Raw genomic sequence first — 13,457 nt, forward strand, 5'->3', positions numbered from 1 at the left:
CGTTCTCTAGGTAGCCCCCACAGCCACCCGTCATGAGGAAGCCTTTGTGAAGACCGTCCGTCCCCGCCGCACCCCGCTGTCCTGTTGCATCGTACTGGCGCTGATGGCGCCCGCGGCCGCGTTCGCCCAGCAGACGGGCAGCGAGGCGGCCGGCACGCGCGCCGACGACATCGAATCGCTCGACACCGTGGTCGTGACCGGCGTACGCGGCAGTCTCGCACGCGCGGTCGAACTCAAGCGCGACGCCGCCACCGTGCAGGACTCGATCAGCGCCCTGGAGCTGGGGCGGTTCCCCGACGACAACGTCGCCGACTCGTTGAGCCACATCACCGGCGTGTCGATCACCCGCACCGCCGGCGGCGAAGGGCAGTCGGTCAGCGTGCGCGGTCTGGGCCCGGAGTACACGCTCACGACCTTCAACGGGCGCATCCTGGCCACCGACGGCGCCGGCCGCGACTTCGCCTACGACGTACTGCCGGCCGACGTGATCAGCGGGGCGGACGTGATCAAGGGCTCGCAGGCGTCGCTGACCGAAGGCGCGATCGGCGGCCTGGTGAACCTGCGTTCGGCCAGCCCGTTCGACAACGCCGGCCAGCACGGCATCGTGCGCATCGAGGGCGACCGCAACGTGATGTCGGAGGAGAACGGGCGCAAGTTCTCCGCCGCCTACAGCAACACCTTCGCCGACGACACGCTCGGCGTGCTGCTGGGCGTGGTGGTGGGCAAGCGCCGCGACCGCACCGACATCGCCGGCAACGACGGCGGCTGGAGCCGGAATGCCGATCCCAACGACGAAAGCTGGCTGTGGGGCAACACCTGGGGCGGCCACATCGATCCCAACGGCAACGGAGTGCTGGACGAGGACGAGTACGGCCTGATCGGCCCCGGCCAGTTCCGCGTGGGCTCGATCATCGAGGAGAAGAAGCGTCGCGCGCTGTCGGGCAAGCTCGAGTGGCGGCCCAACGACCGCTTTCGCCTGACCGTGGACGGCCTCACCACGCGACTGGACTCGCCGCAGATCGGCTACCAGCAGTCGTACTACCCGTTGTTCGCGCCTGGCCGATGGTCCGACATGCGGATCGAGAACGGCATCGTCACCGGGTTCACCATGAACAATCCGGACCCGGAGATGCGGCTCAATCCGGAACTGCTCAACATGACCGAGCACCGGGTGGTCGATACCGATCTCTACGGCGTCAACGCGCAGTGGCAGGTCAACGACAACTTCACCCTGACCGGCGACGTCTACCGCTCCACGTCCAAGCGCTTCTCCGGCGGACAGGACTCCTACGTGGTGCTGCGCATGAACCAGCCCAACACCGCGCGCATCGAGCTGGGCGGCGACCGCGTGCCGAACGTCTGGGTCGATCTCGACGACGGGCGTTCGCTGCAGGATGGCTTCGCCGGCAACTTCGGCGCATCGGATTTCAACACCCACTACATGGAACTGCGCGGCGACGACATCGTCGACGAGATCACCGGCGGCACGCTCGACGGCAGCCTGTTCGTCGGCCGCTCGGTGTTCGATCGACTCAACTTCGGCGTCGGCATCACCGACCGCAAGAAGACCCGCGACCTGGTCAACAACACCCTGACCGGAGGCGCCGACTACTACTCCGGCGCCAACGCCATCAACGTCGGCGCCCTGGGGGCGGGGGTGATCTCGCAATCGTTCGCGCTGCCGAACTTCATGAGCCGCATGAACGCCGTCTTCCCGCGTTCGTTCGTCGCCTTCGACGTCCCCAACTACTTGGAATACCTGGCCGGCTACGACGGCAACCTGCGCGCCGACGGCACGCCCTACGACTTCTCGCAGGCCGCGGCGACGTTCAATCCGCTGGAGAGCTACCGGGTCTCCGAGAAAACGCACGCGTTCTACGTGCAGGCCGACTTCAGCGGCGAGCGCTGGCGCGGCGACATCGGTATGCGCGTGGTCCAGACCGACACCACCGCCCACGCCTGGGACGCGCAGATCCTGCGCATCATCGAGAACGGGGCGTTCAATTACACCGCGGTCTACGACACGCCGACCGCGATCGAGCAGGAGGGCGACTACACCTTCTACCTCCCGTCGGCCAACTTCACCTGGCACTTCACCGACGACCTGCAGCTGCGCGCCGGTGCGGCCAAGACCATGGCGCGGCCGCCGGTGGACAACCTCGCGCCGACCAACACCACCGCCAGCGTGGCCTGGGGCGAGTTCACCCAGATCTACGGCGGCAACGTGGACCTGCAGCCCTACAGCGCGAAGCAGGGCGACCTGTCGCTGGAGTGGTACTTCGCGGACAAGTCGATCTTCAACGTCGCGGTGTTCTACAAGCGCATCGAGAACCAGATCACCACCAGCTGGGAGCCGGGGCAAGACATCGGCGTGGGGCCGATCATCGGCGCCGACGGCGCACCGGTCACCGACGGGCCGACGCTGTTCAACGTGATGCGACCGATCAACGGCGACTATGCGAAGGTGCGAGGCGTCGAGACCGGCCTGCAGCATTTCTGGGACAACGGCTTCGGGTTCCGCGCGCAGTACACGCGCAACTGGGCGCGCAGCTGGGTGGGCGACCTGGAGCGTCCCCTGGAGGGCATCGCTCCATCGGTGTACTCGCTCGGGTTGATGTACGAGCGCGGGCCGTGGTCGCTGGGCGTCACCGCCGACCGCACCAACGGCTTCGTCACCGCCATCAACGTGCTCGGCGAGGGCTACAACGAGGAGGCCGATCCGATCACCTGGCTCACCGCGCACGCCTCCTACGAATTCAACGACCGTTTCAGCGTCACCCTGCAGGGCAGCAATCTGCTCGACGAGGAAAACACCTACAGCATCAACGGCAATCCGTTGTTGTCGCAGGGGTACTACCGCTATGGCCGCGCGCTCAAGCTCGGGCTGAGCTACCGGTTCTGAGATCGGGCGTGGCGGCACGGGGGCGCCACGTCCGCGATTCCCTTTTCGTGGACGCAAGGAGCAGACGTATGGACAGGCAGACGTTCTTTCTGGGTGGTGCGATCGCGGTGGCGCTCGCCGTGGGCATGGGCGCGGCGCAGGCCGGCGGCGCGCGGCAGGCGGCCTACGTGCCGGTGCCGTTGCAGGCCACGATCGACCGGGTGCAACCGATGACCGGCATCGTGCTGTGGAACGACAACGTCTCCGCGCTCAATGCGCTGGGCGACGACGTGCAACTGGAGTTCGCCTACTTCAAGTACAGCGACGTGGTGCAGAGCCCGGGGACCTACGACTGGTCGGCGGTGGAGGCCCGCCTGGCATCGGCGGCCGCGCGCGGGCACCCGATGATCCTGCGGTTCCACGACACCTATCCCGGGCACACCCAGGTCTCGATTCCCGCCTACGTCGACGCCGCGTCCGACCACACGGCCTCGTACGTGCAGGTGGAGGGGCAGACCACGTTCGTGCCCGACTGGCGTTCGGCCACGCTGCGCGCCTTCATCCTCGAGTTCTACACCCGCTTCGCCGAGCGCTACGACCTCGATCCGCGGATCGCCTTCCTCCAGACCGGCTTCGGCTCGTATGCCGAGTACCACCTGTGGGCCGGGCCGCTGACGCTCGGCCACACGTTCCCGTCCAAGGCGTTCCAGCAGCAGTTCCTGGAGCATCTGGACGATGCGTTCGTCGAGACGTCGTGGTCGGTGTCCATCGACGCGGCCAGCAGCACCTACTCGCCGTTCTCGGCGGTGCCGTCGTTGCGGCAGCAGCGCTTCGGGGTGTTCGACGACTCGTTCATGCACGAGAACCACTCGGCCACCAACCAGGAGTACAACCGCGCCTCGTGGCTGTTCTTCGGCGACCAGCGCTACCTCACCTCGCCGGCGGGCGGGGAGCTCAATTACTACAGCGACTACGACCAGGCCAATGTCCTGAACCTCCCGAACGGCGCATGGGGCCGCAGTTTCGAGTCCTTCGTCGAGCAGTACCGCATCAGCTACATGATCGGCAACGACCAGCCGCTGTTCCAGCCGCTTGCGCGCATCCGCCAGGCGGCCATGGCGACCGGCTATGCGTTCCGCATCACCGCATTGTCGAGCAACGGCGAATGCGTTGAACTGGCGGTGCGCAACGAGGGCGTCGCACCGATCTACTACGACGCATGGCCGGCGGTGGACGGACAGCGGATCGGACCGTCGCTCAAGGGACTGGCGCCGGGTGCCGAGCAGGCCGGGGCGGGGTGCATCGGGCCGCATACCGGCACGGCTCTCCAGGTCGGCATCGAGAGCGATCGGCTGGTGCCGGGGCAGCAGATCCAGTTCAACGCGTCGCTGCCGTAAGGGTTCTGGTTCTGACGCCGAGGCGGCCGTGCGGCGCCGCCTCGGCGTTCCGGCTCTTCGCAGGCCGCATCCCGCGAACGATGTCAGGCGGGTTTCATCCGTCGATGGACGTGTCCAGACGTCGGCCCCGGCGTGAGCCGGTGCCCCGATCGCGGCATTGTCGAGGGACCGCCGGACGCGCGCTCACGGCATGGGATGCCACGCCCCCTGGTCCTGCCGGTATCCGGTGATCCATGCATACGGCAAGGCGGTCAGGAACGCGACTTCCTTCAATTGCGCCGGGCTGTAGATCGCGACGACGTCGGCCGTCTCGACCGCGTCGAGCGCGACGTTCGCCGCGAGCGTATCGGTGAGCAGGAACGCCCGGACCGACTGCTGCGTGAGATCGGCGTCGATCGCGATCGTTCTCGGAGGCGTATCGATCCCGCTCATGGTGCCACCGCGTGTCGGGCCCCACTCGTAGAGGGGCGTCGGGCATTGGATACGGTAGACGTAGCCGCCACCCATGCCGCCGCCGCCGGGCGTGGTCTCGGTGGAAATGTGGATCGAACTCGCTTCGCGTTCCTTTTTGATCTGCTGGTACAGCGGCCCGAGACCGCAGCGCCCCGGATTCTGAAGCAGGTAGTCGACGATCTGCGAGGTTCGCCTGCCGGTGATGCCGGCGATGTCGCGGGTGGCGTCGATCGTGGCGTGGACGAGCACGGCGCGGACGGCGTCCGTGTCCAACTGCAATCTGGCGGTGAAGCCGCCGGCGTCGCGGATGTGCTGCGGCTCGCGGTTTTCTCCGCGGTAGAGCGTGATCGGCATCCCTGTGCTCCTTGGCAATGGCCCGCGCATTCGGCATGGGCTCACCGTCAGGCTGGAAGGTCGGCGGCGCGCGCCATATCGGTCGATCGCTGAGATCACGCGTCGGCCATGCCGATGCAGCATGGATACGGATCACCGTGCCGGCGCGGTGGAGCCCGGGCCGTCGGCATGGATGGTTGCGGCTGCGACCGCTGCGACCGCTGCGTCGCAGGGATCGCCGCATGGTGCGATGCCCGCCCGCGTCGCGCCAGCACGGCAGGCGACACCGCAGGCGCCGCGAGACGGCGACGCCGTCGATGTGGTGCCGCGGCCCTACGGACCGGGTGCCCGTGCAGGTCGCGGTGCGCCGGGCAGTGCGCCGTGCAGGATGTGCAGGTCGCCATCGAGAGCGACCGCCTCGTCCGCGGACAGGCGATCCGGTTCAACGCGTCGTGGCCCTGACGCGGGGCAGGGTGCGCAATGGACGCGCGGCTCAGGCGCGCAGTAGGTCGCCGCCGGCCGCGAGATGGCGCAAGGCGGCCGACTCGTCGAGCATCACCAGGTCGTCGATGTCCTCCTGCTCGCGATCCTCGGGATCCATGTCGTCCCACTCTTCGCGGTCGAGCACCTCATCGACCAGCCGGTCGGCCATGGAGGCCGGCACGGCCGGCTTGAGCGGTGTGTCGCCGACCATCACATATGCCGAGCAATGCGTGGCCTGGAAACCCTCGGCCGACGCCAACGACAGCCAGGCGCCACGGCCCGACAGCAGCGTGTCGGTGCGCAGCGTGCCGCCGACATGGGTGCTGCTGTTGCCGAGCTCGGCGACCACGGCATGGGTCGCGACCAGGTCGCCGGTGACCAGCAGATGCTGGTCGTGGCCGGTGATCGCGTGCCGGCAGCGCACGTCGCCCAGGACGATCAGCGCGCCCTGGTCGTGGCGACCGGTGGTCACGACGAGGTTGCCCTCGACATCCAGATCGCCGTCGATCAGCACGAACGGTGCATCGGGACGCCAGGCGGTCGCGGCGGTGTGCCGCTGGGCCGGCAGGATCTGCCAGTCGTCGCCAATCTCGAGCAGCCGGGCGGCGAGGTCGGCGATGGCGCCGGTGTGCCGGGCTTGCAGCCGGGCGAGCGCCTCTGAGTGTGTGGGCACGCAAGAACTCCTGTCCATGTAAAAAAAGCGCGGCCCGGAGGCCGCGCCGCGGGGCATCAGTAGCGGTAGTGCTCGGGCTTGTACGGGCCCGACACCGGCACGCCGATGTAGTCGGCCTGTTCCTGGGTGAGCGTGGTCAGCTTCACCCCGATCTTCTCCAGGTGCAGGCGCGCCACTTCCTCGTCCAGGTGCTTGGGCAGCAGATAGACCTTCTTCTCATAGTCGCCCTTGTGCGCCCACAGCTCGATCTGGGCGAGCGTCTGGTTGGCGAACGAGTTCGACATCACGAAGCTCGGGTGGCCGGTGGCGCAGCCCAGGTTCACCAGGCGGCCGTCGGCGAGCAGGAAGATCGCGTTGCCGTTGCCGAAGACGTACTTGTCGACCTGCGGCTTGATGTTGACCTTCTCCACGCCCGACAGCGCGTTGAGCGCATCGACCTGGATTTCGTTGTCGAAGTGGCCGATGTTGCACACGATGGCCTGGTCCTTCATCGCCTGCATGTGCTCGACGCGGATGATGTCCTTGTTGCCGGTGGTGGTGACGTAGATGTCGCCGCGGCCCAGTGTGTCCTCGATCGTGGTGACCTCGTAGCCTTCCATCGCCGCCTGCAGGGCGCAGATCGGGTCGATCTCGGTGACCACCACGCGCGCGCCGTAGGCACGCAGCGAATCCGCGCAGCCCTTGCCGACGTCGCCATAGCCGCACACCACCGCCACCTTGCCGGCCAGCATCACGTCCATCGCGCGCTTGAGGCCGTCGGCCAGCGACTCGCGGCAGCCGTAGAGGTTGTCGAACTTCGACTTGGTGACCGAGTCGTTGACGTTGATCGCCGGCACCAGCAGCTTGCCGTCCTGGGCCAGCTGGTAGAGGCGATGCACGCCGGTGGTGGTCTCCTCGGACACGCCCTTCCACTCGGCGACGGTGCGGGTCCAGAAATCGGGACGCTCGCCGCGCACGCGCTTGAGCAGCGCCTTGATCACCGACTCCTCGTGGCTGCCCGCCGGCGCGTTCACCCAGCTCTCGTCGCCCTGCTCGAGCTCGAAGCCCTTGTGGATCAGCAGGGTCACATCGCCGCCGTCGTCGACGACCAACTCCGGGCCGATGAAGCCGCCGTTGCCGTCGGGGAAGCTCAGGGCGTCCAGGGTGCAGTCCCAGTACTCCTCCAGCGTCTCGCCCTTCCAGGCGAACACCGGCGTGCCGGTGGCGGCGATCGCCGCGGCGGCGTGGTCCTGGGTGGAGAAGATGTTGCACGAGGCCCAGCGCACGTCGGCGCCGATGTCCTTGAGGGTTTCGATCAGCACCGCGGTCTGGATGGTCATGTGCAGCGAGCCGGTCACGCGCACGCCCTTGAGCGGCGCTTCGGTGGCGTGCTTGCGGCGGATGGACATCAGGCCCGGCATCTCGTGCTCGGCGATGTCGATTTCCTTGCGGCCCCAGTCGGCCAGGGAAAGATCGGCGACCTTGTAGTCGCCGTCCTGGGAGAAGGTCTTGAGCTGTGCGTTCATGGTGGCTCCGTAGTGGCGACGCGCGCAGCGGTGCGCGGATCGCGTTACGGGCGCCGTTGGTGCGAGAGAACCGCGCCGAGCCTGGCCGCGGCCGGGGCAGGCCCGGTCCGGCGGTCGCAGCGCCCCTCGGCGGGGCAAGCGCTCATTTTAGCGGGCAACGCGCCGGGTTGCCTGCCGTGCGTGGCGCCTGTTCATGCGCCGGTGCCGGCACCTTGTGGAGCGACGCCTCGCAGGTGTCGACGTGGTCCGGGTGACGGGCCGTTTCCGGCGTGAGGGTGCGGGCCACCGAGCGGATGCATCCCGATGACGCCGGGCGCAGCGAAAGGTGGCCCCCGCCGGTACAGGGGGCGCAAGTCCGATCGGTTCGTCCCGGGCGCCGGCCCGGTGGATGCCCTGCTGGGTATGCTGGTGGCTTCGCCTGCTCCAGGGATCCTGTTCGATGACGATGCGTCTACGCCGCCACGCCGGCTTGTTGCTCCTGTTCGCGTTCTGGGCCGCGCCGGCCTGTGTGCTCGCCAGCCAGACCTCCGCCGTCGAGGCGTCGGCTGCCCACGAGGACGCCACGGACGCCGGTTACCGCCACCCGCCGGCCGCGTTGCAGGCGCTGGTCGATGCGCCGACGGCCCCGCGGCTGTCGTTGTCGCCGCAGCGCGACCTGATCGCTTACATGCGCACGCCGGCGCTGCCCGGCATCGAGGTGGTCGCGCAGCCCGAGTTGAAGCTCGGCGGCATCCGCATCCACCCCCGCACTTATGCCTCCAGCAGCTTCGCCTTCGTCGACGACCTGTGGCTGCAGACCGTGGCCGACGGCGAGGAACAGCGGATCGTCGGGCTTCCACAGCCGCTGGCCATCGCTGCGATGGCGTGGTCGCCCGACCAGCGGCACATCGCTTTCACCCAGGTCGACGCGGCGGCCGGCCGGGTCGAATTGTGGCTGGTCGATGTGACGGCGGGACGGGCGCGGCGGCTGATCGAGCAACCGCTCAACACCGTCGTCGGCAGCGGCGTGCAATGGTTGCCCGACAGCCAGGGTCTGCTGGTGCAGTTGCGGCCGGAGGGTCAGGGCGAGCCGCCGGCCGATGCCGGGATTCCCAGCGGGCCGAACATCCAGGAGACCGCCGGCGGCGGTGGGGTCCAGAGCCTGCGCACCTTCCAGGACCTGCTGCGCAATCCTCAGGACGCGCGCGTGTTCGCGCACTTCCTGACCACCCAGGTGGCCCGGGTCGGGCTGGACGGGCGGATCGCGCCGATCGGGACGCCGGACCTGCACGTCGGTCTGGCCGTCTCGCCGGACGGTCGCCATATCCTGCGCCAGCGCATCCAGCATCCGTTTTCCTACCAGGTGCCGTACTCGCGGTTTCCACGCCGGATCGACGTGATCGACCTGCAGGGCGCGGTGGTGCACACCGTGGCGACACTGCCGCTGATCGAAGGTCTGCCGACCGGTCGCGATGCGGTGCCCACCGGCGTGCGCCGGATCGACTGGCGCAGCGACGCACCGGCGACGCTGGTCTGGGCCGAGGCCCAGGACGGCGGCGATCCGGCGGTGGACGCCGAGGTGCGCGATCGCGTGTTCGCACACGCGGCGCCGTTCCAGGACCCGCCGGAGACCCTTGCCGATCTGTCGATGCGCTACGCCGGCATTCGCTGGGGCGACGATGCGCTGGCACTGCTGACCGAGTTCTGGTGGCGCGACCGCCAGCTGCGCGAATGGCGCTTGGCGCCCGGCGTGGCCGCAACCGCGCCCGTGCTGCTGCGCGAGGGCTCGTACGAAGACCGCTACGCCGACCCGGGTGATCCGGTCACCGTGGCCGATGCGCGCGGGTTCCGACGCCTCCTGATCGCCGCCGACGGCGAGAGCATTTACCGCATCGGCGAGGGCGCGTCCCCGGAGGGCGACCGTCCGTTTCTGGACCGTCAGCACCTGGCAAGCGGCGAGACACAGCGCCTGTTCCATTCGCAGGCACCGTACTACGAACTTCCGCAGGCGCTGCTCGATCCCGAGGCCCGGCAGGTGCTGACCACGCGGGAGTCGCCGACCGAGCCGCCGAATTTCTTCGCGCGGACGCTCGGGGATGCGGGCGATACGCCACGCGCGTTGACTGCATTTCCGCATCCCACGCCGCAACTGCGCGACGTGAGCAAGGAGCAGATCCGCTATCGCCGCGACGACGGTGTCGAGTTGACCGCCACGCTGTATCTGCCGGCCGGTCACGATCCGCAGCGCGACGGGCCGCTGCCGCTGCTGATGTGGGCCTACCCGCAGGAGTTCCGTTCGGCGGAGGTCGCCAGCCAGGTCACCGATTCGCCTCATCGGTTCAACCGCATCAGCTACTGGGGGCCACTGGCCTACCTGGCGGCCGGTTACGCCGTACTCGACGACCCGGCGATGCCGATCGTGGGCGAGGGCGATGCCGAGCCCAACGACACCTACGTGCAGCAGCTCGTCGGCAGCGCCCAGGCGGCGGTGGACGAGGTGGTGCGGCGTGGCGTGGCCGATCGCGACCGGATCGCCGTCGGCGGGCACTCCTATGGTGCCTTCATGACCGCCAACCTGCTCGCGCATTCGCGCCTGTTCCGTGCCGGCATCGCGCGCAGCGGCGCTTACAACCGTTCGCTGACGCCGTTCGGCTTCCAGGCCGAGGAGCGCAACTACTGGCAGGCCCGCGACACGTATCTGGAGATGTCGCCGTTCAACTATGCCGATCGCATCCGCGATCCGATCCTGCTCATCCACGGCGAAGAGGACAACAACTCCGGCACGTTCCCGATGCAGAGCGAGCGTCTGTACGCGGCGGTGATGGGCCTGGGGGGCGCTGCGCGGCTGGTGATGCTGCCACGCGAGTCGCACGGGTACCGGGCGCGCGAATCGATCCTGCATATGCTCTACGAGACCCATGCCTGGCTGGAGACGCACGTACGCGATGCGCCGCCGCGCGCGGAGGAAGACACGACGCGTTGATCGTGTGCTGCGGAGGCCGCGCCGTGGGGGCACGGCCTCCGCAGCGGCGTGCCCCGCGGACATCCATCGGGTGTGTCGCACGTCGGGCGGTCTCCGCCGGACTTCACCCTGAGATGAATGACGAAGGCGGCCCTAGGGACGACCCCAGATGCAGGGGGGCACCGTCCGATGGACACTCGGCATCCGAGCGTCCGGATGGAGTTTCACCATGGTGCATGCGGTTCACGACGGGGGCGGTTACGTCCCCACCCCGAGAAACGAAGCGCAGGAACACACGTTCCGCAGCGGTGACACCCTGACCAGTCTCGCCGATCGATACGGCGTCACCCCGCAGGCGATCCGCGAGGCGAATCCCGCGATCTTCCAGGACAACTCCGCGATCCGGCGCATGAACGCCCAAGAGACCGGCAGCGTGATCTACACCGGCGAGGCGGTGAACATTCCGCCGGCGCCGATGAGCGTGACCGACGATCCGATCGATGTCGGCAATCCGGGACACGGTGGTCTGGATCGCGAGGTCAACGTCGACATCAAGGGCGACGCCGGTGGCGGCGGTATTTCCTGGAATCCCGATGGCGGCAGCGTGACCCTGAGCGCCAAGCAGGCCGCGAGCATCGAAGGGGGCCAGCCGGGGCGTCCGGGCTACAAGGTGGAGGCCGGCCGGGAAGGCGCGGTGACCCTCTCGGGCAACACCAGCGACGGCAACACGACATTTTCGGCCGAGGCACGGGTCACCGACTCGGTGTCGGCCGAGGGACGCGGCCGACCCGGTACGGTGGAAGGCGAGTACAGCGTCGGGGCGGGGTTCACCGCGTCCTACCAGGTCACGCTGCCTGGCGAGAACCGCGACGTCAGCGAGGCGGTCGGCGTCAATCCCTTCGATCCCACCACGATTCCGGTCGGCGGCAGCGTGACGCTGGACAGCAGTGCGTTCACCGAAACGGCCATGGCGGGGTCGTTCCGCTACATCGGGACGGAGACCGACATCGAGCAGTCCGCGGGCGTCAGCTACACCGTCGAGCGCGTCGACGAAGACACGGTGTCCGTCGTGGCCGGTCCCACCGAAGCCATCGAGGCCTTCAACGGCGTCGGCGTGCGCGCAGGCGACCTGTCGGTGATGCTCGGCCGCCAGGACAACCTCTCCGGCGCGAACTTCTCCACCGCCCAGTTCGACATCTCGACACCGGACGGTCAGGCCGCGTACGAGCACTTCAACGCGACCGGGCAGGTGGCCCACGAGACGCCGGGGGTCTCCAACGTGGCGACGGTGTCGCGCGTCGATTACGCCTCGCAGACGCAGCTGCGCGGCGAGCTGGGGCCGATCAGCGGTTCACTCGGCGGGCCGGAGAACACCGGCAGCCTCGTGCAGACCACGTTCCCGGACGGCTCCTACGCGCTCAACACCCAGCTGCAGTATTCGGGCAACGTGCCGCTGGAGGTCGTCCAGCGCTTCGATGCATCGGGTACCGAGGTGCTGTCGGAGCGTAGCTACGCGTTCGAGATCGACACCGCCCACGACAACGACAGCGTGGCGCAATCGCATGCCGATCTGCTGAACTGGTCGCTGACAGGCGGTGGCAGCGGCACGCCGGTGTCGGCCGGCGACAAGGTGACGCTGACCTTCAGCGAGGATCAGATGAGCGCGCTGCGCCAGCAGACCCGAGATACCGTGGACGGGATGGAGATGGGCGGCAACGACCTGCGCTTGCTGGTCGGCGGCGAACATGGCGCCCCCGTCAACGACAATATGGAGTTCGCCATCGCCATGGCCCGCAACATCGGCGGCACCGACTACGGCTTCGTGGAACGACTGTTCAACATTTCCTCGGGTGCCGACGGCGATATCGCCAATCGCGATTACGAACGCATCATGGCGCAGGTCGAATCCACATCCTGATGTCGCTGCATCGCCCGGCTCGCGCGCGGGCCGCCTTCGGGAGGCCCATGCGCGGCCACCCGGTTCACCCGTCGGTCGACAGCCAGACGGGCGCCGGCAATTCGCGGATGCCCTCGCGCAGGATGTCGTTCCACTGCGCGCGGATGCGCTCGAAATCGGGATCGCTCTCGTCGATGCGGCGCTGCGCGTCCACGCGCAGGCTGTCGCGCCGGTAGACCAGCAGGTCGATCGGCAGGCCGACCGACAGGTTGGATCGGATGGTGGAATCGAACGACACCAGCACGCACTTGGTGGCTTCGGTCAGCGAGGTGCCGCGTCCGATCACGCGGTCCAGAATGGGTTTGCCGAACTTGGTTTCGCCGGTCTGGAAGAACGGCGTGTCGTCGGAGTTCTCGATGAAGTTGCCTTCGGAGTACACCAGGAACAGCCGCGGTGCCTCGCCTGCGATCTGCCCGCCGAGCAGGAAGCTCGCGGACGGATCGACATGGCTGGCCTTGAGATAGGCCTCGTCGCGCGCGCGCACCTCGCGCATGGCGTCGCCCAGCAGGGTGGCGACTTCGAACATCGAGCGCGCATTGCGCAGGTTGAGCTGGTCCGGCGCGTGGCGGGCGCGTTGCTCCAGCAGGTTCAACGCGTTCTGGCTGACCGACAGGTTGCCCGCGGAGAGGGTCACGATCACCCGGTCGCCGTCCTCGACGATCACCCGCATCTTGCCGAACCGGCCGATATCGTCGACGCCGGCGTTGGTACGGGAGTCGGCGGCGAAGATCAGGCCGGCGTCCAGGTTGAGGGCAACGCAATACGTCATCGGCGTGGTGCACGGAGTGTCGACGACGTGTGAAGATACCGGGGCCGGCCAGCCCCGGAAAGAGT

8 protein-coding genes and 1 riboswitch are annotated in these 13,457 nt (G+C 68.2%); of the genes, 4 read left to right on the top strand and 4 right to left on the bottom strand.

What is annotated here, in order from left to right; genetic code table 11:
• The first annotated feature begins 46 nt into the window (after nucleotides 1-46).
• Nucleotides 47-2,902 (top strand): TonB-dependent receptor, encoded by a 2,856-nt coding sequence (locus tag RG19_RS02595; protein ID WP_238376575.1) that lies wholly within the window; start codon nucleotides 47-49, stop codon nucleotides 2,900-2,902.
• A 68-nt stretch (nucleotides 2,903-2,970) separates the two neighbouring features.
• Nucleotides 2,971-4,278 carry a hypothetical protein gene (locus RG19_RS02600; protein WP_058833906.1) on the top strand — a complete coding sequence of 436 codons (1,308 nt, stop codon included), beginning with the start codon at nucleotides 2,971-2,973 and terminating at the stop codon, nucleotides 4,276-4,278.
• A gap of 183 nt (nucleotides 4,279-4,461) precedes the next feature.
• On the opposite strand, the gene RG19_RS02605 is transcribed toward RG19_RS02600, so the two are convergent.
• From RG19_RS02605 to ahcY, 3 genes are all read right to left on the bottom strand, one after another.
• Nucleotides 4,462-5,208, bottom strand: coding sequence for a hypothetical protein (locus tag RG19_RS02605; protein ID WP_162267044.1), 747 nt, complete (start codon nucleotides 5,206-5,208; stop codon nucleotides 4,462-4,464).
• 349 nt (nucleotides 5,209-5,557) lie between these two features.
• Nucleotides 5,558-6,220, bottom strand: a complete 663-nt coding sequence (locus tag RG19_RS02610; protein WP_058833908.1) for a polymer-forming cytoskeletal protein — start codon at nucleotides 6,218-6,220, stop codon at nucleotides 5,558-5,560.
• 56 nt (nucleotides 6,221-6,276) lie between these two features.
• Nucleotides 6,277-7,725, bottom strand: coding sequence for an adenosylhomocysteinase (ahcY, locus tag RG19_RS02615; protein WP_058833909.1), 1,449 nt, complete (start codon nucleotides 7,723-7,725; stop codon nucleotides 6,277-6,279).
• Nucleotides 7,726-7,766: 41 nt separating this feature from the next.
• Nucleotides 7,767-7,859, bottom strand: a riboswitch (S-adenosyl-L-homocysteine riboswitch).
• A gap of 311 nt (nucleotides 7,860-8,170) precedes the next feature.
• On the opposite strand from ahcY, the gene RG19_RS02620 reads away from it, so the two are divergent.
• Nucleotides 8,171-10,687, top strand: a complete 2,517-nt coding sequence (locus tag RG19_RS02620; RefSeq protein WP_425599717.1) for an alpha/beta hydrolase family protein — start codon at nucleotides 8,171-8,173, stop codon at nucleotides 10,685-10,687.
• A gap of 208 nt (nucleotides 10,688-10,895) precedes the next feature.
• Entirely contained in the window at nucleotides 10,896-12,584 is a 1,689-nt protein-coding gene (locus RG19_RS02625) for a LysM peptidoglycan-binding domain-containing protein (protein ID WP_058833911.1), read from the top strand.
• A 64-nt stretch (nucleotides 12,585-12,648) separates the two neighbouring features.
• Here RG19_RS02625 and RG19_RS02630 read toward each other — a convergent pair whose 3' ends face one another.
• Nucleotides 12,649-13,392 carry a proteasome-type protease gene (locus RG19_RS02630; RefSeq protein WP_058833912.1) on the bottom strand — a complete coding sequence of 248 codons (744 nt, stop codon included), beginning with the start codon at nucleotides 13,390-13,392 and terminating at the stop codon, nucleotides 12,649-12,651.
• Nucleotides 13,393-13,457 lie beyond the last annotated feature (65 nt).

This window comes from Luteimonas abyssi (genome assembly GCF_001482195.1).
GTDB lineage: Bacteria > Pseudomonadota > Gammaproteobacteria > Xanthomonadales > Xanthomonadaceae > Luteimonas > Luteimonas abyssi.